At 62.1% G+C, this 21796-nt stretch carries 22 protein-coding genes; 7 read left to right on the top strand and 15 right to left on the bottom strand.

What is annotated here, in order from left to right; translation table 11 throughout:
• Window positions 1-3 precede the first annotated feature (3 nt).
• From BPHY_RS29580 to BPHY_RS29540, 9 genes are all read right to left on the bottom strand, one after another.
• Entirely contained in the window at window positions 4-663 is a 660-nt protein-coding gene (locus BPHY_RS29580) for a hypothetical protein (RefSeq protein ID WP_012405141.1), read from the bottom strand.
• Window positions 660-3626: a glycine cleavage T C-terminal barrel domain-containing protein gene (locus BPHY_RS29575; protein WP_012405140.1), complete on the bottom strand. Its 2967-nt coding sequence runs from the start codon at window positions 3624-3626 to the stop codon at window positions 660-662. Before BPHY_RS29575 ends, BPHY_RS29580 begins: the two co-directional genes overlap by 4 nt.
• The gene (locus tag BPHY_RS29570) at window positions 3627-3884 is read right to left on the bottom strand and encodes a sarcosine oxidase subunit delta (RefSeq protein ID WP_012405139.1); all 258 of its coding nucleotides are present in this window, start codon (window positions 3882-3884) and stop codon (window positions 3627-3629) included.
• Window positions 3885-3898: 14 nt separating this feature from the next.
• The gene (locus BPHY_RS29565) at window positions 3899-5140 is read right to left on the bottom strand and encodes an FAD-dependent oxidoreductase (RefSeq protein WP_012405138.1); all 1242 of its coding nucleotides are present in this window, start codon (window positions 5138-5140) and stop codon (window positions 3899-3901) included.
• 71 nt (window positions 5141-5211) lie between these two features.
• Window positions 5212-6075, bottom strand: coding sequence for a formyltetrahydrofolate deformylase (gene purU, locus BPHY_RS29560; protein WP_041765640.1), 864 nt, complete (start codon window positions 6073-6075; stop codon window positions 5212-5214).
• 351 nt (window positions 6076-6426) lie between these two features.
• The gene (locus BPHY_RS29555; RefSeq protein WP_012405136.1) at window positions 6427-7068 is read right to left on the bottom strand and encodes a helix-turn-helix domain-containing protein; all 642 of its coding nucleotides are present in this window, start codon (window positions 7066-7068) and stop codon (window positions 6427-6429) included.
• Between the two features lie 134 nt (window positions 7069-7202).
• A complete protein-coding gene (gene narL / locus BPHY_RS29550; RefSeq protein ID WP_012405135.1) occupies window positions 7203-7862 on the bottom strand; it encodes a two-component system response regulator NarL in 660 nt (219 codons plus the stop codon).
• An 83-nt stretch (window positions 7863-7945) separates the two neighbouring features.
• Complete coding sequence (locus BPHY_RS29545) at window positions 7946-8191, bottom strand: hypothetical protein (RefSeq protein ID WP_041766018.1); 246 nt, start codon at window positions 8189-8191, stop codon at window positions 7946-7948.
• Between the two features lie 57 nt (window positions 8192-8248).
• Complete coding sequence (locus tag BPHY_RS29540; RefSeq protein WP_012405133.1) at window positions 8249-8677, bottom strand: hypothetical protein; 429 nt, start codon at window positions 8675-8677, stop codon at window positions 8249-8251.
• Here BPHY_RS29540 and BPHY_RS44035 point away from each other — a divergent pair.
• Window positions 8676-9299, top strand: a complete 624-nt coding sequence (locus BPHY_RS44035; protein WP_322789045.1) for a hypothetical protein — start codon at window positions 8676-8678, stop codon at window positions 9297-9299. The two genes, BPHY_RS29540 and BPHY_RS44035, sit on opposite strands and share 2 nt — an antisense overlap.
• 215 nt (window positions 9300-9514) lie before the next feature.
• Here the strand turns inward: BPHY_RS44035 and BPHY_RS29530 are convergent, their stop codons facing one another.
• The 4 genes from BPHY_RS29530 to BPHY_RS29515 form a co-directional block, all read right to left on the bottom strand.
• Complete coding sequence (locus BPHY_RS29530) at window positions 9515-9931, bottom strand: universal stress protein (RefSeq protein WP_012405131.1); 417 nt, start codon at window positions 9929-9931, stop codon at window positions 9515-9517.
• Window positions 9932-10288: 357 nt separating this feature from the next.
• A complete protein-coding gene (locus tag BPHY_RS29525) occupies window positions 10289-10876 on the bottom strand; it encodes a flavin reductase family protein (RefSeq protein WP_012405130.1) in 588 nt (195 codons plus the stop codon).
• 1 nt (window position 10877) lies between these two features.
• Entirely contained in the window at window positions 10878-11612 is a 735-nt protein-coding gene (locus BPHY_RS29520) for a GntR family transcriptional regulator (RefSeq protein WP_012405129.1), read from the bottom strand.
• On the bottom strand, window positions 11609-12550 hold the full coding sequence (locus BPHY_RS29515; RefSeq protein ID WP_012405128.1) for a polysaccharide deacetylase family protein: 942 nt from the start codon (window positions 12548-12550) through the stop codon (window positions 11609-11611). Before BPHY_RS29515 ends, BPHY_RS29520 begins: the two co-directional genes overlap by 4 nt.
• A 299-nt stretch (window positions 12551-12849) precedes the next feature.
• Between BPHY_RS29515 and BPHY_RS29510 the strand changes: the two genes are divergently transcribed.
• The 4 genes from BPHY_RS29510 to BPHY_RS29495 are packed head-to-tail and all read left to right on the top strand — an operon-like array spanning window position 12850 to window position 17097.
• Window positions 12850-13905: an ABC transporter ATP-binding protein gene (locus tag BPHY_RS29510; RefSeq protein WP_012405127.1), complete on the top strand. Its 1056-nt coding sequence runs from the start codon at window positions 12850-12852 to the stop codon at window positions 13903-13905.
• 46 nt (window positions 13906-13951) lie between these two features.
• A complete protein-coding gene (locus BPHY_RS29505) occupies window positions 13952-15253 on the top strand; it encodes an ABC transporter substrate-binding protein (RefSeq protein ID WP_012405126.1) in 1302 nt (433 codons plus the stop codon).
• Window positions 15254-15284: 31 nt separating this feature from the next.
• Window positions 15285-16199: an ABC transporter permease gene (locus tag BPHY_RS29500; protein WP_012405125.1), complete on the top strand. Its 915-nt coding sequence runs from the start codon at window positions 15285-15287 to the stop codon at window positions 16197-16199.
• Window position 16200: 1 nt separating this feature from the next.
• Complete coding sequence (locus tag BPHY_RS29495; RefSeq protein ID WP_012405124.1) at window positions 16201-17097, top strand: ABC transporter permease; 897 nt, start codon at window positions 16201-16203, stop codon at window positions 17095-17097.
• Window positions 17098-18236: 1139 nt separating this feature from the next.
• Here BPHY_RS29495 and BPHY_RS42660 read toward each other — a convergent pair.
• The gene (locus tag BPHY_RS42660; protein ID WP_167538896.1) at window positions 18237-18725 is read right to left on the bottom strand and encodes a hypothetical protein; all 489 of its coding nucleotides are present in this window, start codon (window positions 18723-18725) and stop codon (window positions 18237-18239) included.
• Here BPHY_RS42660 and BPHY_RS29490 point away from each other — a divergent pair.
• Window positions 18708-20918, top strand: a complete 2211-nt coding sequence (locus tag BPHY_RS29490; RefSeq protein WP_167538895.1) for a putative bifunctional diguanylate cyclase/phosphodiesterase — start codon at window positions 18708-18710, stop codon at window positions 20916-20918. The two genes, BPHY_RS42660 and BPHY_RS29490, sit on opposite strands and share 18 nt — an antisense overlap.
• A gap of 22 nt (window positions 20919-20940) precedes the next feature.
• Here BPHY_RS29490 and BPHY_RS29485 read toward each other — a convergent pair whose 3' ends face one another.
• On the bottom strand, window positions 20941-21144 hold the full coding sequence (locus BPHY_RS29485; RefSeq protein WP_041765638.1) for a hypothetical protein: 204 nt from the start codon (window positions 21142-21144) through the stop codon (window positions 20941-20943).
• Between the two features lie 178 nt (window positions 21145-21322).
• Between BPHY_RS29485 and BPHY_RS29480 the strand changes: the two genes are divergently transcribed.
• Entirely contained in the window at window positions 21323-21673 is a 351-nt protein-coding gene (locus BPHY_RS29480) for a BON domain-containing protein (RefSeq protein ID WP_012405122.1), read from the top strand.
• Window positions 21674-21796 lie beyond the last annotated feature (123 nt).

Below are 21796 nucleotides of genomic sequence, written 5' to 3'. Positions count from 1 at the left end.
CGGCTAGTCGATCTCCGTGATCGCGGCGACCCCGACAGGGCCGCCACCCAGCTCGCGAGCGATGCCGGCAAGGCTTTCCCACAGATACAGGCCGTAGGTGCCGTCGGCCCATATCCGGTAGTAAGGCCTACCCGCCCGGACGCCCGGCATGACGGTGACGGCGACGCCCGCCATCGAAGTCAGCACGACTGGCCGGCCCGCCGGATCGAGGGCGGCGAAATTGACATTGCAGGTTTGCAGCAGCAGCTCGTGCACGGCGTCGCCGCACAACACGAGCGCGACGTCCTGATGCAGCACGGGATAAACATGCACGGGCGTGTCCAGGTGAGCCATCCTGGCCGAACTGCCTTGCGTCAGGCCGTCTTCGATCAGGTACTCGGAGAGGCCGAGCCGCAGGACCACGCCGCCGCCCGCAAGCGGGGCCCAGCTGTTCGGCTGCTCCGGCACGGGGATTTCCTGTGCCTGCAGCCATGCCGCCGCGCCCTTGCCCTTGAAGCCGGTTCGCGGCAGGAACGACACGTCGGCAATGCCGAGCGTCGCCGCACGCACGGTGTCGGCAGCATCGACCTGTTCCTCGACGCGCATGCCTTCTCGCACGCTCGAGCGCAGGCCGGGCGATTTCCATGCATCGCACATCGGGCTCATTCGAAGTGGTGCGTTCATGCTGTCTCCTTCCTCGGCGCAGCTGCTGTTATCGTTACGGCGTCTTTCTGACGCTCGCTCTCAGGGTCATAGAACGGTGTCGGCACGACGGTCGCGGACACCATGCGGCCGCCGTTCGCACGGAATGTGATGCGCGTGCCGGGCTCAGCTTGAGACGGCCGCACAAACGCGAGCCCAATGGTCTTTTGCAGAGTCGCGCTCCACGCGACGCTCGTGACCCGCCCCGCAATCTCGCCGCGTTCGATCACCAGATGACACTCGCGCAGACTGCTGTCGCGCACGCCCGCATCGAGCGCGAAGCCGACGAGACACTGCTTGGCCGGCGTCTGATCGATGATCTGCAAACTGCGCTTGCCGACGAAAAACGGCTTGTCCATCTTCACGGCCCATGCCATGCCCGCGTCGCGCGGCGTCGTCAGGCCGTCCGTGTCCTGGCTCACGATCACGTGACCTTTTTCCAGCCGCAGCAGACGCTGCGCTTCGACGCCGAACGGACGCACGCCATATGGGTTGCCCGTTTCGAGCAGCGCGCGCCAGAGGGCCGCGCCATAGTCGGCCGGGATGTGGATTTCGTAGCCCCATTCGCCGACGAAACCCACTCGCATCAGACGCGCAGGCACGCGGTTCTGACCGAGCGTGACGCCCGTCACGCGCACGCCCAGATAAGGGAAGGCCGCCGACGACAGATCGAGATCGACGAGCTTGCTGAGCACCGCGCGCGACGCCGGCCCGGCGAGATTCACGGCTGCGAACGCGCCCGTCACGTTGACGATGCCGCAGTCGAGCTGCCAGATCGTGTTGAGGCGGGACAGCTCGCGATAGATGGCAGCCGCACCCGAGGTCGTGGTCGTGAAATAGAAGTGGTCGTCGGCGAGACGCGCGATCACGCCGTCGTCGATCACGACACCGGACTCGTCGCACATCACGGCGTAGCGCGTCATGCCCGCTTTCAACCCCGCGTACTTCGACACGTACACGCGTTCGAGAAACTCGGCGGCCTGCGGTCCGCGCACTTCGATCTTGCCGAGTGTGCCGACATCGATGATGCCCACGCCGTTGCGCACGGCGAGCGCTTCTTCTTCGATGCAGGCCGCCCGCGCCTTGCCCGCGACGGCGTAATACTCCGGACGCTGCCAGACGCCAGCCGCCATCCACACTGCATTGAGCAACTGATGCTGCGCATGAAGCGGCGTGCGCCGTTCCGGATTGAAGCCGCGTCCGGCGAGATGCGACATCGGCACGGGGTGGAAGAATGGCCGCGCCGTCGTCGTGCCGACTTGCTGAGGCTCCTTGCCCGTCAGCCGCGCAAGAACGCGCAAGCCGTTCATGTTCGAGTGCTTGCCCTGGCTCGGACCCATGCCGTTGGTCGAGAAACGCTTCAGCAGTTCGATGTTGTCGAAGCCTTCCTGCACGGCATTTTCGAAATCCTTCAGCTGCAGGTCTTCGTCGAAATCGACGAAGTTCTTGCCCGACGCATGGCCGACGATCGGCCACGGATGCGACGGCGATTCGTGTTCCGCGATTCGCGCCTGCATCGCGCCCGCCGTCCTGCCGTCGCCGAAACCGCAGTGCGCCGCGGCCTGCAGGCCGGCGCGCTCGCCGTCCTGCAGCTTGTGGCCGAGCGTGTACACGCCATTCACGCGGCCGCAAGCGAACACGCCGGGCGGCAATTGCTCGGGCACGAACTGTTCTACCGCGTGATCGAACTGCATTTTCGTGCCCGCCTGATACAGCAGATTCGCAGCAGGTGCCCAGCCGACGCTCATCAGCAGCGTGTCGCATTCGATCAGACGCGTGTTTGCCGTCGAATCGCGCAAGCTGCTTTGTGTCGAGAAGGCACCGACGCGCACGCCCGTCAGCCGTCCGCCTGTTTTGTCCGCTACGGCCTCGACGACGCAGCTCGATGCCATTACATCGACGCCCTTCGTCCTGAGCTCGCGTTCGATATCGCCGCTCGCATGCGACGCGCGCAAATCCACCACGGCCACTACTTCGATGCCGCGCGCGAGCATGTCGAGCGCCGCGCGATAGCCGTCGGCATTCGCGGCCAGCACCACCGCGCGCTTGCCGGGCGCGACGGCATAGCGATAAGCAAGCCGTTGCGCCGCCGACGCCAGCATCACGCCCGGCAGATCGTTGTTGCGAAACACGGCGGGCTGCTCGAACGCGCCGCTCGCGACGATCACCGCTTTCGCGCGCATCTTGGTGATGCGCGTCGAGTCCACCAGCGGCACCCACAGATCGGCGTAATAGGCTGCCGCGAGCGTGTTCGTCATCACGCGGATGCGCGGATGCCCGAGCACGTGCGTTTCCAGCGTGCGGCTCACGTCGAAGCGCTGCTCGTCGCCGCCCAGCTGATAGCCGCCGCTGCCGCCGACGCGTGCGTTCTCGTCGACGACGACGACATCCGCACCCGCTTGCGCGGCCGCCAGCGCCGCCGACAGGCCCGACGGCCCTGCGCCGATCACGAGCACGTCGCAAAAGCCGTAGCGCTTCGGCGTGCGGATATGCGGCGCATTGAAATCGACCGTGCCGAGGCCCGTCATCGCGCGGAACATGCGTTCCCAGCGCGGGAACCAGCGCTTGCTATAAAACGCCTTGTAATAGAAGCCGACAGGAAGGAACGCCGAAAGCTTGCCGACGATGCGCGCGCGATCCGCCTCGACACCGCCGAACGTGTTGACGGAATGCCACTTGCCGCCCGGCGTCAGTGCTGTCACGTCGGCGCGCACGTTCAGCCGCTGGCCGTCCTGAAGCATCACGTTGACGTCGTGATTGGCAAGCGACAGCACGCCGCGCGGCCGGTGATACTTGAAGCTGCGGCCAAGCACGCGCACGTCGGAAGCCCACAGTGCGCTGGTGATCGTGTCGCCGGCGAGGCCCGAGTATGGCCTGCCTTCGTATGAGAACTCGATGCGCGTGTTGCGCTCGATCCATTCGCCGCGATGAGGAGTCAAACGCATTCAGGCCTCCCCGCTCGCGAGCCACGTGCGCAGCACGAGATCTTTCGCGGTGTCGCGCTCGGCGATGAACCACGTATTGCTCGGCGTGTGGCACCACCATTCCTGCTTGACGCCCGCTGCGCCATTGCGGCAGAACACGTAGTCGGCCCATTGCGCGTCGCTGGCCGTCGACGGGTCGGGCATCGGACGAACTTCGCCCCAGTATGCGAATTCCGACACCGGGCGCGCGCCGTTCACCGGACAGGTCATGATCTTCATCGTGATTCTCCAGGTCAGTGACCGACGGATGCCGCGCCCTTCTCGCCCGTGAGCGAGAAGCGGCGGAAGCGGTCGAGCGAGAAGCCCTCGATCAGCGGATGAGCGGCATCGTTGACCACCGTGTGGGACATCGTCTTGCCGCACACGGGCGTAGCCTTGAAACCCCACGTGCCCCAGCCCGCGTCGAGATAGAAGCCTTCGACGGGCGTCTTGCCCATGATCGGCGCGAAGTCCGGCGTCATGTCGGCCATCCCCGCCCATTGACGCATCACCTTCGCCTGCGACAGGAACGGGAACATTTCGAGCATGTGCGCCGTGAGGCCTTCGACGAAATCGAGCGTCGAGCGGGTCGAGTGCAGTTCGTACGGATCGAGCGACGCGCCCATCACGAGTTCGCCTCGTGCCGACTGGCTGATGTACACGTGCAGGCTGCCCGATACGAGAATCGGATCGAGCCACGGTTTGAGCGGCTCGCTCACCATCGCCTGCAACGGATGAATGAAGATCGGCGTGCGCACACCGACCATGTCCGTCACGCGCGGCGTCGACCCGGCCACCGCGCACAGCACCTTGCCGGTCGAAATATAGCCGCGCGAGGTCTTCACGCCCTTGACCTTGCCGCCCGCCACATCGATTCCGAGCACTTCCGTCTGCTGATGGATCTCGACGCCGCGCTGGTCGGCGCCGCGCCCGTAACCCCAGGCAACCGCATCGTGCCGCGCGACCGCGCCCGGCGCGTGATACAGCGCACCCATGATGGGCGCGACGCCGCCGCACGAGATGTCGATCATCGGCGCGGCTTTCTTCACCTCGTTCGGACCCACGACTTCCGAGTCCACCCCGTAGTGCTTGTTGACCTCGGCGCGCCAGCGCATCGTGCGCATCGCCGAATCGGTGTGCGCGAGCGTGTAATGGCCGCGCGTCGAATAGAACAGGTTCAGATCGAAGTCTTGCGACAGGTCCTGCCACAGCTTCACCGACTCGTCGTAGAACTGCACGCCTTCGGGCGTCAGATAATTCGAGCGGATGATGGTGGTGTTACGCCCGGTATTACCTCCTCCGATATACCCCTTCTCGAGCACCGCGACATTCTTGATGCCGTGCTCTTTCGCGAGATAGTAGGCGGACGCAAGACCGTGGCCGCCCGCGCCGATGATCACAACGTCATATGAACGACGCAAAGTGTCGTGTCTCGTGAACATCCTCGGTTCGGGATGTTTCTTCGAGAGAGCGAAGCGGACGAGACGCCAAGGCATAAAACGCTCCTTTATGCAGCCCCGCGCGGGGCGGCTGTGGGACGTGTTCGGTTGGGGAAGCGGCCGCGTGCTTAGCGCAACACGATTGTCTTGTTGCCGTGGATCAGCACGCGGTCCTCGATGTGATAACGCAAGCCTCGCGCCAACACGGTCTTCTCGATGTCGCGGCCAAGGCGCACGAGATCGTCCGGCCGGTCCGAATGACTCACGCGGATCACGTCCTGCTCGATGATCGGCCCCTGATCGAGTTCTTCCGTCACGTAGTGACAGGTGGCGCCCGTCAGCTTCACGCCACGGCTATAGGCCTGGTGATAAGGCTTCGCGCCGACGAAGCTCGGCAGGAACGAGTGATGGATGTTGATGATCCGGCCGGGATAGTCCGCACACAGCTTCGGTGACAGCACCTGCATGTAGCGCGCGAGAACCATCGTGTCGGCGTGCGCGTCTTCGAACAGACGCTGTACTTCGTCGTAGGCCTGCGCCTTGTTGTCGGGCGTGACGGGCACGCAATGAAACGGAATGCCGTGCCACTCGACGAAGCTGCGCCATGTCTCGTGGTTCGAGATCACACACGGAATCTCGATGTCCAGCTCGCCCGCTTTCCAGCGCGCAAGCAGATCGTAGAGACAGTGCTCGAGCTTCGACACGAGTATCACGACGCGCTTCTTCACCGAGTTGTCCGAGATCTTCCAGTCCATCGCGAACTCCTTCGCGATGTGAGCGAAGCGCTCGCGAAACCCGCCGATGCCGAACGGCAGCGACTCCGCCACGATCTCATGGCGCATGAAGAAGCGCTTCTCGACCTCGTCCGCGTGATGGGTGGCCTCGATGATCCACCCGCGATGCTCGGCAAGGAACGTGCTTACAGCCGACACGATGCCAATGCGGTCGGGACAGGACAGAGTCAGCGTGAAGCGGTGCGTATTGGAGGACATGGTGTAGTCGATTCGAAGAGGAATCATTGAGCACAACAGTAGCCATGCCAAATTCGAGTGTCAATGGTAATCAACTTTTTTTCCTGTCAGGAAACACCCGTACAACTTCCGTAGCCGTCGCTCTACCTACCTCGGGGTACCGCCGGGCGCATACCCCGAACGCATGAGCGATAGCCCGCGCGTACCTCGAATGCGCGGCTCGATGCCAAGTGGAAAGACGAAGGAAGGCGCGCAGCACTTCGTTGCGCGGAACGGCTGCGTATCAGACGACGGGAAAGAATGGCTGCGGCACGCGTGGATGCGTGGATGCGTATGCATCGGTGGCCCGTCGGAGAGACGGGCGCATGGCGTTCAGGTGTCCAGATCGGGCGACTGCCCGTACATGATGACGGTGATGAAGCGGATGGGCAGTTTGATGAGACGCTCGGGACCGTGCGCGACCGAGCCGCGGAACGTCAGTGCATCGCCCGGCTGCAGCAGATAGCTGCGATTGCCGTGCCGATACTCCATCTTGCCCTGGAGCATGTAGATGAACTCCGTGCCGGGATGTTCGAAGGTGGGAAACACTTCGGCCTCGTCGTCCATCGTGATGAGGAACGGCTCGAAGAGCTTGACGGGCCCCTGGTCGTACGCGAGCAGATGATACGTATGCCCCTTGGTGGTCCCGCGCCGTACCACCTCCATGCCCTTGCCGGCCTTCACATGCTGCGCATTGCCCTCGCGATGCTCGAAGTTCTTGAACAGCGCGGAAATGGAAATGCCCAACGCGCGCGCAAGGCTCACGATCGAATCGAGACTGGTCGACACCTGCCCGTTCTCGATCTTCGACACCATGCTGCGCGACAGGCCGCTTTGTTCGGCGAGGTCGGCAATCGTGAGCCCCTGATTCGTGCGGTGCTCCTTGACGACCTTGCCGAGGAACGACTCAATCGATCTTCCGTCGCCCGTGTCTTCCATCTGAGTGGTCGGATCGGGTTCTATCTCGCTCTTCATCGCTTGGCTCTACACTTGGCTATCGGCAATTGGATGACGGGAGCCGCCGGTTCGCGGCGTCCCGTTAGGGCGAATAGTACCAGTGGCCAACCATGAAGCGCGCGCGCAAGCCGGACGCAGCGGCGATGCAACGCTCACGCACCCGGCGGATTGCGGCGCGCAGCCTGCTCGTGATGCCACACGACGGCTTCGACGCGCGAGTGCAGATCGAGCTTGTGCAACAGATGCTTGACGTGGACCTTGACCGTTCCGACGCTGATGTCGAGCTTGCGGGCAATCTCCTTGTTGCACATCCCTTCGACGAGATAGTCCAGGACTTCCTGCTCGCGCACGGAGAGATTCGACTGATTGGCAGGCAGCGGCTGCCCGGCCGATAGTGCGTGGAAAAGCTTGCCCGTCACCGCCTCACTGAGCACGGCCGTGCCCTGCAGCGCCTTCTGCAGATTGAGGCACAATTCTTCCGGCTCCATGTCCTTCAGCAGATAGCCGCTCGCGCCGGCGCGCAGCGCAGCGACCACATCGCGTTCGTTGTCCGACACCGTCAGCATCAGAAAGCGGGCATCGACGCCGTGTTGCCGCATCATTTCGAGCGTTTCGATCCCATTCATATCCGGCATGTTGAGGTCGATCAGTACGACGTCCGGCTTGAGCCGAACCGCGAGGTCGACGCCTACGCGCCCCGACGACGCCTCGCCGACGACGCGAAACGCCGGGTTCATCTGGATCAGTTGCGCGACGCCCTTGCGGAACAGCGCGTGATCGTCGATCAGCAGTACGGTATTGACAGGCTCCACGTCCTAATCCTCATACCTGTATCGGCTGGCAAGCGCCGCGCCGACGCTTTCATCATAGGCTAAACCCGACCATGCTGCGCCTGTCATGCGGCTTGCGGGCAGGCCATTGCCGGGCGCTCGCGGTCGGGCGGGAACACTCTCCAGACGCCGTCGCCGTGCCGGAAGAACACGATGGCCACCGGGCACGCGGAACGCGCCACTTCCACGCACACATAGCGCCGGTTGCTGTCGCGCGTGCGGCTGAAGCGGGTCACGCGCACGGGCGTTGCCGGCGTCGGCGACAGCCATTTCTCGATGAGTTGGCGCAAAGTCTGCTGATGGCTGTTCATGATCGTCACCTCACACACCCGTTCTTGAATCGCTTTGAATGCAAGCACCTGCGGCGATCACGCTGCCGCCTTCACCAGGTCTGCCGACAGCGCAAACTGCCGCGCGATCGAATGCAGCCGCTCGCGCCACTCCCATTTGCCGAACACGTCGTGCACGTTCTGCAAACAGCTGAGCAACTCGATCGTTACGGGATCGTAGACGTTGATATTGGCGCGCAGCAGCGCCTTTCTCAGCGCCCCGATGCCGACGTCCATATAAGCGGGTATCACGTCCGATGCTTCCTTGCCGATATAACGGACAGGCACGCCTTCCATCGCCGTCATGTAGTCGCGCGGCCGGATGAAGCTGCCGACGGGACACCCGCCGCAATAACCGCGATACGCACCGCCTCCACGCGGAAGCAGCGCGGCGCGGCCCTGTCCGAAAAGATGCTCGACAGCGTGGTCGAAGATCTGCTGATAGGTCAGGAAATGTCGGCTTCTCATGATGCTGCTCCACTGCAACGCATGGGTGGTTCATGTCTCCAAGTATGGTCGGTCGGCCATGCGTTGCAATCCGCCAGAGGGGGCTCCCTCTTTGGGGGTAGTGGGGGCAATTGCAGGGACGATGCGCACGGCGGACTACCCACCTGGTGGTATTTCCACGTGGGCGTTGCCATATTCGTGGGCGGCACAGACACTGTGCTTCGACGGGACGCTTCTCCGATCGATCGCGCATGTCTTGGCATGCTCACCACCACCGTGCTCATTTCCGATGAAACGATCCGATACGCGACGACTGAACACCGATGTTCGCCTGGAGCGCGACGCAACGGCAGCGCTGGCGCTGTACGACGGCAGCATCCGGCATGGACACAGGCACATCGCACTGCTTCGGTACATGGACGCAAGGGACCTGGCGGCACCTCTTACGCAACGTCATCATGAATATGCACAGAAGGTCGCTTCGTCGCTGAGCGCGACGGACGTCGAGCGCATTTGCGGCCAGGCCATTGACCGCAGCAGACAACGGCAACGCGCAGCCGCAAAGAAAGAAGCCGATGATGCCTGCGTGAACATCGATGCAGCTGCCTCGCTATCACGGCGCAATGCCGGCGAAGTCAACTGAAGCCAAGGGTCATCGTCATCAACCGTTGGAGATGGGCTGTCTCCGCAACGGTCGGTCAGGGTGGCGATGTTTGCGGCCTCGACTTGTTCAGAAAGTCGAGGCTTCTTTTTTTCTTCGCCGAATCCCGGCGAAGCCGACAGCTACCGCTCAGGCTGGAAACCCTTGAGGCTGCCGCCGTAGAACGGGTCCTGCGCGCCGCAGTAGCCCGGACACAATTAATGCAGCATCGTGATGGGTTTAGGACTCAGGCGCCAGAGCCGCGCGAGTATGCCCCATCGCCTGAAAAAACCGAGGCCGCTCGCATCGAGTATGACCAGATCGGAGTCATGAGCCGCCGCATAGGCGGCTATGGTTTTTTCGGGGGCGCCGAAGACGCGCTTCCATCGGTAAGGTACGCCGGCATCATCGAGCACGGCGCAGGTTCGTGTCAGCGCATCGCGCATCGATAGCTTCTCACTCCGCCTCAACGCCGCACGCGACTGGAACGCAACTGCGCGCCCTTCCCCCACTTCTTCCAGTACCTCGATCAACTCCACCTGTGCCACGCATTTCTCGGCAAAGAGAAACGCTGCGTGGCGCGCGGCTTCGAGCGCGCCTTCCCTGCCTAGCACAGGGATCAGCAGTTTCAACATCGTCGGCCTCGACAGAAGAACATTTCCTGCTTGAATTGCAGCACGCAGCGTGTCAAAGCACCGAAAATATTTCGGCGGTGGGTGTAAAGATGCTATCAAGAACAGAGCGTTCCATGATCGCTACACACGAGATCACGATTCGGTACGAACGTGAATGAAGGAAGTTCATGTCAGAGGTAGGTTAGGGGCGAACGAGACCGACTATCGCAGGAATGCACAGAACATTCCGCCGGCCGGGCACCGACGCTGAGCGAAGTCGCGGCACAACGAGTCCCTTGTCGAGTGAAGTACTGAGTCGCTTCCGGCGACTCAGCTCACAGCCAGCGCGATTCGAGCAACAAGACCGCACGCGTGACCTCACAACTCGAAGCGATCCCGAGTCGTCACATAATCGCTTGCACCGAATCGTCCCACGGGAAAGTAGTGCTGCAATCTGACGCGCCAGCTTTCGGGATCGATCAGTTCGTCACGCGCATGCAGCATCAACACCTTGCCGATGAATATATGACGGCTGGACGTTTGCAGCGTTTCCCAGAGCTCGCATTCGAACGCAACGGGTGCCTCCGCGATACGAGGCGGCTTCACGCGCGTCGATACGAGAGCGGTAAAACCCACTTCTTCGAGTTCGCTGACATTGGGCGCAAAGCGCTCGCCACAGCGATGCATCTTTTGTGCAATCGGCTCATCCGCGAGATGCACGACGAACTCCCTCTCGCGCGCAATATTCACCGCGGTGTCTTTCAGTGCACCGTCTGCCAGCCGGTTGACGCTCAACATCACAATCGGCGGCTCTTCTCCGAGCATATTGAACATCGAAAACGGCGCGGCATTCACCGTGCCATCCGCGCCGAGCGTGGTCACCAGCGCGATGGGCCGCGGCACGATCAGACTTGCCATCAGCTTGTAGCGCTGGTACTCGGTGATCGCTTCGAAGTCGATTTCCATGTCACTCCATAGGTGTTGAACGATCGGGCTCGATGCCCAGCAGATGCGCAAGCCGCTTCGTTCCTGGCATGTGCGACGTCTCGATGCGCGCTTCCAGACTTTGCAGATGGGCCGTCATATGCGCGATCGCTCCTTCGGCATCGCGCGATTCCAGACAGTCCAGGATGGCGGTGTGCTCGTCGTGCTCGCATGGCGCGTTGCCCACCCGTTCGTAAGCGCCGACGATCAGCGAAGTGCGCGAAATCAGCTCCGTCAGATAGCGTTCGAGGATCGCATTGCCGGACAGCGCGGCAATACGCAGATGGAACTCGCTTGCGAGCCTGGCCCACGAAGGCTGATCGAAGCGATGCATGGCTTCATGCTCGTCGGCTAGCTGCTTGCGTAGTGCGCCGATGTCATCGACGCTCGCGCGTTGCGCCGCGAGTTCGACAAGCGCGCGCTCGACCGCGCGCCGCGCCTCGAAAATCTCGCGGGTTTCTTCGCGCGTCGGTTGTGCGATCACGGCGCCCTTGTTCGGACGCAACACGACTATGCCGTCATGCGCGAGCTTCTCCAGCGCGCGCCGCACGACCGCACGCCCGACTCCGAATAGCGCGCACAGTTCCGGCTCGGGCAGTTTGGTGCCCGGCGTGAGCCTGCGATTCAACACGCCTTCGAAAATCGATTGATAGATGCGCCCGTCCGCGCCCGCGTTGTCGCGCTTGCCGTGCCGCATCGGCGCGTGCAGGGTGCTCATGCCGCTTTGGCCGACGCGGGCACGGCCTCCTCTACATGGCGCGCAATCGCGCCGGGCGTCGTGAGCCAGATGTCATCGCGCAAGCCGGCGATATGCGCGAGCGCGCGCCGCAGATGCCGCAAGCGGTATGGTTGCCCGACGATATACGGATGCAGCGCAATGCCCATGACGAGCGCTTGAGAATTGCGCGAGCATTGCGTCTGCTCGAGCATCTCGTCGAACTGATCGACGATCATGTCCGCGAAATCGCGCATGTCCATCTGCCGCGCCATGATCATCGGCAGATCGTTCAGCTCCTGCGGATAGGGAACCGACCAGAGCGGCCCGCCGCTCGTGTGCATGCGCACGGGCCGATCGTCATGGGACCAGTTGAGCGTATAGCGATAGCCCGTTTCGGCGAGCAGGTCCGGTGTGCGATGCGATTCGGAGATCCACGGCGACAGCCATCCTTGCGGGATCACGCCGGAACGTTGCTGGATACGCGCGCGGCAATGCGCGAGCAGCGCGCGCTCGCCTTCCAGATCCAGATCGCTCTGACGCTGCGCATTCGTGTGGCCATGCGCAATCAGTTCGTCGCCGCGCGCGACGCAGGCGTCGATCAGCGCCGGACAGTGATCGTATAGCGACGTGTTGATGAGCGTACCTGCCGGCATATCGAGCGAATCGAACAGGTCGATGCAGCGCCACGCGCCGACGCGGTTGCCGTATTCGCGCCAACTGTAGTTCAGCACGTCGGGTTGCGGCGACAGCGGCCCAAGCGCAGCACCCAGGCCCTCGCCGAAGGCGAAATGCTCCAGATTAAAGCCAAGGTAGACCGCGAGCCGCGCACCGTTCGGCCAGAGATAGCCGTCTCCTTCATGGATCGGCTGATAGTCGAAGCGACCATGTGTCTTTAGTGAACCCAGTGAAGCGCACGGCTCTCGCTTGTAGTCGTTCATGCTCAGGTGTGGATGATCCGGTTTGGTTAGTTCGTGCCCCAATCCGAACGGAACCTGCACTGCGATTGCACACGTAAAGCATCGGCAAGTGCTGACGATCGAGGTGCGAGATCGTGTGCAATATGCGCGCCAACATGTCGACACGCGTTGCCCGCAGGCGTTGCGGCGTCCGTCCGCAATCTCGCCGACGGTCCTCGAAATTGCGAATGGCATATGACTTGCAGAAGTGCCCGCCTGCATGCTCCGTGCACCGTACGCCCGCCGTATTCCATCAGTGTCTAAACACAGGACAACCCTTCATGGTTCTGCCGGCATCAACCGTGGTTCATGCGAGCCCAGCCGACATCGAGCTCGTGCACGTCTCGAAGCGCTATGGCGATTCGCTCGCGGTCGACGCAATCGACCTGCGCATTCCAGGCGGTGCTTACTGCTGCCTGCTCGGCCCGTCGGGTTGCGGCAAGACCTCGACCTTGCGCATGATCGCGGGTCACGAGTGGGTTTCCGAAGGCGATGTGCTGATTGGCGGGCGCAATGTCACGCGCGAACAACCCGCCGGGCGCGGCACGGCGATGGTGTTTCAAAGCTACGCGCTGTTTCCACATCTGTCCGCGCTCGACAACGTCGCGTTCAGTCTCAAGATGCGCGGCGTCGCCAAAGAGGCGCGACGAAAGCGCGCGGGCGAACTGCTCGAACTCGTCGCGATGTCCGCCTACGCACAGCGCAGGCCTGCCCAGCTCTCGGGCGGCCAGCAGCAACGCGTGGCGCTTGCGCGCGCATTGCTCAACGAACCCCGCTGCCTCCTGCTCGACGAACCGCTGTCGGCGGTCGATCCGTTCCTGCGCGTGCAGATGCGCACCGAACTCAAGCGCTGGCAAAAAGAACTCGGGATCACATTCGTGCACGTCACGCATTCTCAGGAAGAAGCGATGGCGCTCGCAGATCTCGTGGTGGTGATGAGCGACGGTCATATCGAACAGAGCGGCACGCCGTTCGACGTGTTCAACCGCCCGCGTACTGAATTCGTCGCACGCTTTCTCGGCAGCCATAACGTGCTCGGCGCGAACGGCACGCTCTTCACCGTGCGCGCCGACCGTCTGCGCATCGCGCCGCAAGGCGTCGCGCCCGGCACGAGTGCGGGCGAAGGCGGCTTGAGCCGGATCGGCGGGCTCGCCTGCACCGTGCGCGAAGCCGAGTATCAAGGCACGCATCTGCGCATCACGCTCGACCCGCTAGACGGCTCGCCCGCGCTGGTCTCCCTGATGAGCGACGCCGACTATGACCCGCAACGTCTCGGACCCGATGCACGCGTGACCGTCTGGTGGGATGAACAAAGCGCCCATCCGCTCGCGGCATGACGCCCGCAATCACAACCCAACGACAATTTGTTTTGAGGAGAAAGCAATGAACGACGACAAGACGGCGGCAGCCGTGCAGCACGTGGAAGCAGAGACCGTCGGCAAGGGTATGTCGCGCCGCACGTTCATCAAGGGCGCGGTCGCGGCAGCAGGCATCACGGGTTTTCCGTACGTCCATGCACAGGAGAAAATCACGCTGCGCTACCTGGGCACGGCCGTCAACCAGAGCGCGGAAATCGCGAAAAAGTTCAAGGAAGACACGGGCATCGAGATTCAATACATCCCCGTCACCACCGACGACGTAACCAAGCGCATCATCACCCAGCCCAATTCATTCGATATCGTCGACACCGAGTACTTCGCGCTCAAGAAGCTCATCCCCGCGGGTACGCTCGCGGGCATGGACGCGAAGCGCATCAAACTCGCCGACAAGATCACCCCCGTGCTGACGAAAGGCGAAGTGGACGGCAAGAAGATAGGCGACCAGGGCACGGCGCCGAAGAAGGTCATGTTCCTCAAAGGCGCGCGCTCGACGGAGTTCTCAGCCATGCCGACGGAATGGATGACGCTGATTCCGACCACTTACAACGCCGACACACTGGGCATTCGGCCCGATCTCATCGCACGCCCCGTGACGACGTGGGCGGACCTGCTCAATCCGCAATTCAAGGGCAAGGCTGCGCTGCTCAATATTCCCGCTATCGGCATCATGGATGCAGCGATGGCGATAGAAGCGATGGGACGCGTGAAGTACGGCGATAAAGGCAACATGTCCAAGGCGGAAATCGACCAGACCATCAAGATTCTGATCGAAGCAAAGCGCGCAGGCCAGTTCCGCGCATTCTGGCGCGACTTCAACGAGAGCGTGAACCTGATGGCTTCGGGCGAGGTCGTGATCCAGTCCATGTGGTCGCCCGCCGTCACGAAAGTGCGCACGATGGGCATTGCCTGCAAGTTCCAGCCGCTCAAGGAAGGTTACCGCTCATGGGCGTCGGGCTTCGGCTTTCCGCGCTCCCTGCAGGGCAAGAAGCTCGATGCCGCCTACGAATTCGTCAACTGGTTTCAGGACGGCTGGGCAGGGGCTTATCTGATGCGTCAGGGCTATTACCCAGGCGTCACGGAAACGGCGAAGTCGCATATGCAGGCCTACGAATGGGATTACTGGATGGAAGGCAAACCCGCTGCACAGGACATCAAGGCACCCGACGGCCAGTTACTCGAGAAAGCGGGGAGCGTGCGCGACGGCGGATCGTACAGTCAGCGTATGGGCGCCATTGCCTGCTGGAACGCCGTGATGGACGAGAACATCTACATGGTGCAGAAGTGGAACGAGTTCATCGCCGCATGACGGTCCACACGAACAGGCGCGGAGTGTGACGATGGCCACGGTCGACTATCTGCAGCAAACGAAGCAAACGTCCTTGCGCCATCGCGGCGTGAGCGCCTGGCTGCAAGCCACGCCGCTCACGTTGACGTTCGCATTCTTTTTCATCGTGCCGCTCGCGATTACGTTGATCGTCAGCTTCTGGGACTTCAACGAGTATCAGATCATCCCTGCGTTCACGCTAAAGAACTACGCCGCGATATTCGACGGCTGCGGCTCGCTCACGGATGTCTGCGTCACCTTCAAGACGTACTGGTCGACGCTCAGGTTCTGCGCGATTGTCTGGGCGGTGACGCTCGTGCTCGGCTTCACGATCGCGTATTTCATCGCGTTCCATGTCCGCACGACCGCGATGCAGACGGTGCTTTTTCTCGTCTGCACCATTCCGTTCTGGACGTCCAATGTGATTCGCATGATTTCATGGATTCCGCTGCTGGGCCGCAACGGGCTCGTCAATCAGGCCATGATGTCCGCGCATCTCGTCGATCAGCCGGTCGAATGGCTGCTGTATTCCGACTTTTCGGTCGTGCTCGCGTTCGTGCATCTATACACGTTCTTCATGATCGTGCCGATTTTCAACGCGATGATGCGCATCGACCGCTCGCTGCTCGAAGCCGCGCGCGACGGCGGCGCAAGCGGCTGGCAGGCGATCCGCGATGTCGTATTGCCGTTGTCGAAGACGGGCATCGTAATCGGCTCGATCTTCGTCGTGACGATCGTGATGGGCGACTTTCTCACCGTGGGCGTCATGGGCGGACAGCAGATCGCGTCCGTGGGCAAGATCATCCAGGTGCAAACGGGGTATCTGCAATTCCCCGCCGCGGCGGCCAACGCGATCGTTCTGCTCGCGGCCGTGCTTATGATCGTGTGGACATTGACGCGCGCCGTCGACATCAGAAAGGAACTGTGACATGCGTGTTCGCATCCGGCATCGTGAGCGGCGGCCCGCGAGTTTCTACTGGCTTGCCCTGCTCTTCGGGCTCTTCGTGCTGTTCCTGTACGGCCCTGTCATTACCATCTTCATTTTGTCCTTTCAAGGCCCGCAGGGCGGTCTAACGTTCCCGATGCGCGGCGTGTCGCTGCACTGGTTCGCCGTCTTGCGCGACGGGGTCGGCGATGTCGATATCTGGCCTGCGTTCGGGCGCTCCGTGAAACTCGCGCTCGCCGTCACCGTACTGACGGTCCTGTTCTCGGTCAGCGCGGGCCTCGCATTCAGACGGCGATTTCGCGGCGATACGACCGTGTTCTACGTGTCGGTCGCAAGTCTGATCATGCCGTCGATCATTGTGTCGCTCGGCATCGGGCTGACGTTCCGGCTGCTCGATACGCTCATCAGATATCTCGCCAACGAATGGGGCTTTCAGTCCTTCGCGGACGGCTGGACCACGTCGATGGGCCTCTACACGTCCGCGCTCGGCGCGCATCTCACCTGGACCTTGCCGTTCGGCCTGCTCGTGATGTTCGCCGTGTTCAACCGCTTCAGCCCCGCGTTCGAAGAAGCCGCGCGCGATCTGGGCGCGTCGCCTTGGCAGTCGTTCCGGCATGTCGTGCTGCCCATCATCGGACCTTCCGTCATCGGCATCGCGATGTTCGGATTTACGCTGTCGTGGGACGAGATCGCACGCACCTCGCAAGCGATCGGCGATCAGAACACGCTGCCGCTCGAATTGCAGGGCTTGACGACATCGGTGACCACGCCCGTCATTTACGCACTCGGCACGATGACAACCTTGATCTCGCTGGCGGTGATGGTGGGCGGCCTGCTGATCGCGAGGTCGATCGCGCGCAAACGCGCAACAACTGCTTGATATCAACGTCCACGCCGCACTCGCGCTGCATTTCCCTGCACTTCCCGCCGATGCCGCGGTGCGAGTGAAAGCCCGATATTCACTCTTCCGTTTTCTTCGGTACCTATCGATTTGCGAAGAAACAGGCGCAGCGTATCGGCTGTATCTCGAGCATTGTGCGGGCAACCACGACGCGCAGACGACGCGCTTGTGCCGCATGTGTCACCCGCCGTCACGAGCGGGAAAGAGGAATGAGGCGGCGATGTCGACCACACGCTGCTCGGGAACGTTCAATCTCGCTGTCCGAAAACAGCGGACTGCAACGGCTACAAAGCTACCGATTGCCAGGTTCAACGTTGAGCGCGATCGCGTCGCAGTCGCATTGCGCGTATCGCGGGTTGTCCGACCGACTCGGAAACGCCTGTGGGCGGCCGTGCGCCAGCATCGCCGTGGCCGTCAATTCGAACCGCGTACGCGTGCCGTGAGACAACAGTCTTAGTTGGGACGACGATGCGATTCGGCGATGATTTCGCACACTTCCAGGTGCGTGCGCCAAGCGTCAGCGAAAAATTCGCGCACGCGTGCAAAGAAACCGCTATGTGCGGAGGTCGTCGAGGCAGCCGTAGGGTGGTTCATTTCACACTCCTTCCGAGGGTTAATCCGTAGGTATTAACCCTATAGTACACTTTTTATGCTGCAATGCAAGATAAAACCGTCGGAGGGTGGCAGAAAGGCCTAGCTGTGTTTATATACAGTACCCGGACGCTCCCGCTTCCGTGCCCGCTACTGATCGGCTTGCAACACGCGGTCGACCATCGGAACGTCAGGAACGAAACCGCCCCGCTGCACCTTGCCCGCATGAGCGTAAACACCCATAAAACATGCGCGGCAGCCTCCCGTTATTCAAGCTGCGAAGCTCGATCGCCGACCTGCTCTTCCGTTTTCATGGCACCGCTCCCGTCTGCATCCGGGCCAATCCTGGCACTCTGATCTCATACAGCATCCACGGGGATTCTCCGTGACCTCCCTGACCGTCCGGAGAGTCCTTACGTGACGTGCGATGCACATAAGAGTCTTCCACGCAAATGGACGCAGCTAGCACTCGTCATCAAGCAGCGCCGGACTTGAACCGGCATTTCACCAGGACGGCAGCCATCGCTCTAGCCGCCGCTCTTGTCATTTGCCTCGCCGTCGGCGCCGCGATCAGCGCGACGTTTTCGCGCGGCGCGGATGATCTTCGGCTTCGCAACGCACTGACGGTGGCGTCGGAGCTGGAGACCTTGCTCACGCTGCACGTCGCCGCGAACACCGATTTTCTGGAAGGTGTCGGCATAGCGGGTTACAGCTCGCGCGGATGGCCGATCAGGCGCGCCGCGGCGGTCGCGGGAACATACGATCGGCTGGAAAGGGAACTCACGGGAGGGTCGGGCGCGCTGAAAAAGCTCCGCCAGCTCCGTCGACTGAGTTCGGCCTGGCCGCAGGAGCTCGACTCGGCCGCGCGAAACCTCGCGCTCGCGAATGCCGGTGCGGAAGTTCAACCGACGCTGCTTCAACACGCCAACAAAACCCTCAGTTCCATCATGACGCTGATAGGGGATCTGCGCAGCGATGAACGCGAACAGATCGCCGACATGCAGTTTCGCGCCCAAGGGCAACTGGTCCAGCAAAGAATCTCGCTGGCCGTTGCAGCAGCCGCGAGCGCTCTGCTGTTGTTGTTCGCGCTCTTCACCCGTCAGCGCGCGTCGCTCACCAGGATCACGTCGCAAATCGTGGCGACCGAGGCGCAACGGCGGTTCCGCGAATACTTCGAACAGCATCCCGTCTCGATGCTGATCTTCGACGTTCACTCGTATGAGATCCTGACTGCGAACGCTGCCGCTCAGCGTCAGTACGGCGCCACGCTGCAGCAGCTGCGCTCCATGCCCGTCGACCAGCTGCGCCCGTCGTCGGACGTCGAAGAGTTTCGCCGCGATCTTCAGCAACAGCTCGAATCTGGAAGTCGCGGCGGCACGGGCGGCGTTCGCCGGCATCGGCGCGCCGACGGCGAGATCTTTTACGTCGACGTCACGTATCACCTGCTGGACTTCGCCGGACGGCAAGCATGCTTCGTCACCGCCCACGACGTCACTGCACACGAACATGCGAAGGAAAGCCTGCGAATCCGCAGCCGCGCGCTCGATGCATCGAGGAACGCCGTCATCATCTCGCGCAAGATCGATGGCAACAGCACGATCACCTATGTCAATGCGGCCTTCGAACGGATCACCGGGCGTTCGGCGACGGAAGCGATCGACGCCGAACTGTGGAACCTGATCGGTTGCGACATTTCGACCCCCGACGCGCGCTCGGTGCGAATGGCCATGCGCGCGGAATGCGAAGGAGCGCGCCTGCTCCAATGCCGCAAGCCGGACGGTTCGATCTACTGGATCGATCTGCATGTGGCGCCCGTTCTCGATGAACAGGATCGTCCGACTCACTTCGTGACCGTGTTCAGTGACGTGTCCGAACGCGTCCGTTATCAGGAGCAACTGCGAATCCAGGCGCACGAGGACGCGCTGACACGTTTGCCGAACAGGCTGGGTTTGAAGGCGACGCTCGCCGACATGTTCGGACGGGCTGTCGCCGAAGGCAACAAGCTGGCACTCGTCTTTCTCGACCTCGACAACTTCAAGGAGGTCAACGATACGCTCGGCCACACCGCCGGCGATCAGGTGCTATGCGAAGTGGCACGCCGGTTGTCGGGCGCTGTGTCGCGCGATGAGATCGTCGTCCGGTATGCGGGCGACGAGTTCGTCGCAGCGCTTTACGGACGCGGCGACATCGACCGTTTCATGGCGGCAGCGACAGCGATGAAGGAAACCCTGACGCACGCGCTTACCGTGGACAACCGGCTGATCGTGCCGCAGGCAAGTGTCGGCGTGGCCGTCTTCCCGGATCACACGCAAGACCCCGACACGCTGCTGCAGTATGCCGACGCCGCGATGTATCGGGCAAAGTCGGCGGGACCGAACAGCATCCTGCTGTTCAACCATGACATCGCGATCCAGGACAACAGGCGTGCAACGTTGGCCCAGGCGCTGCGACATGCCGTGGCCTCGGAAGCTTTTTCGCTCGCTTACCAGCCGAGAGTCAATCCGGCGACAGGCAAGGCAAGCGGATTCGAAGCGCTGGTCCGCTGGCACGATCCGGAACACGGGGATATCAGCCCCTCGTTGTTCGTTCCGATCGCGGAGGAAACGGGCCTCATCGTCCAGATCGGACAGTGGGTATTCGAGCAGGCCTGCCGTCAGACGAGAACATGGGCGGCGAGCCTTCATCCCGACATCGTGGTGTCCGTCAACGTATCGCCCGTACAGTTCGAACGCTCTGACTTGCCCGCGATGATCGCTTCCACGCTGGAGCGCACGGGCGTCAGCGCGCGCAACGTCGAACTGGAAATAACCGAAGGCGTGCTGATGGCGCCCGGATCGCTGGCCACGCTGCGCGCGTTGCGAGAGATGGGCCTGTCGATTGCAATCGATGACTTCGGTACGGGCTATTCGAGCCTTGGCTATATCCGCAGCTTTCTTGCCGACCGGCTGAAGCTGGACATGTCGTTCGTTCAGGGAATCGGTCGCTCGCACGCCGATGAAGTCATCGTCAGGGCCGTCCTGGCGATGGGCCGGACGCTCGGCATGCGGGTGGTGGCGGAAGGCGTCGAAACGCTCGGCCAGCTCGAGTTCCTGATCGACAACGGTTGCGACGAAGTGCAGGGTTACTGGTTCGCTCGCCCGATGGATGCGAACTGGGCCCATGCGTACCTGGTGCAGGACAGCGTCCGCGCATCGACGCGCGTCATGTAAGCGGCGCGATGTCCTGCATGGATCACGCTGTCGGCAATTCCCTCGATTCAACGCCTCCAGATGCTCCGCGTTCGATGCGCATGCCGGCAGCATGATCGGCATGTTCGATTTCAATCGCCGCGATGAAGGCCGTTATCAACGCAAACTCTTCCTCGATCCCGAAACGGGTCTGCCCGTCGATAGCGCCTTCCGCATTGACCGCGCCGCCAGCCTGCACCGAAATCATTGACGGGCGCGCGCTTCAGTTTCATCGTGCAGGGTGAGGCGGCTCGACGGTAGAGCCGCCTCACCTTCTGCGAAACGACGCTTCTCGCTTCTCAGCCCGCCACTCAGCGCGTTGGCAGGAACATCGGCTCTATGGCGCGTTACCTGCTTAATGCACGAACCTCAATGTCATAACCGATATGCGAAACGCGTCATACCTCACAAGCCGGTTGTTGATCGTCGCAGCGCTCGCGTTCCCTGCCGTCGTGCTCATGAACGGCTGCAAGTCGGCGACGACGACAACGCCATCGCAGAACGCTCAGGGAGCGAACGCCACTGACGACGCTGCACTCGCCGTCCGGGTGAAGCAATCGCTGGCCGCGGATCCCGAACTGAAATCATTGCCGATGAGCGTCGCGACGTATAAAGGTGTCGTCCAGTTGTCCGGATATGTGGACTCCGAGGGACAGATGCAGAAGGCGCTCGCCGTCACGCGGGGCGTGCCGGGGGTGCTATCCGTCAGCAACGATCTGCATCTCAGGCCGCATTGATGTGCATTCGTGCCTGGCTCATGTAAAAAGTGCCTGCGGCCGATCGTTGCTTCACACCATCATTAGCGATACCTTCCATGTATCCTGGCGTCGAAGTCTGATCAACGAGAGGAGAACCGTTTC

Source organism: Paraburkholderia phymatum STM815, assembly GCF_000020045.1.
GTDB classification, from domain to species: domain Bacteria; phylum Pseudomonadota; class Gammaproteobacteria; order Burkholderiales; family Burkholderiaceae; genus Paraburkholderia; species Paraburkholderia phymatum.
The sequence above is the reverse complement of the archived record's forward strand: the minus strand, read 5'-3'. Positions and strand labels throughout refer to the sequence as shown.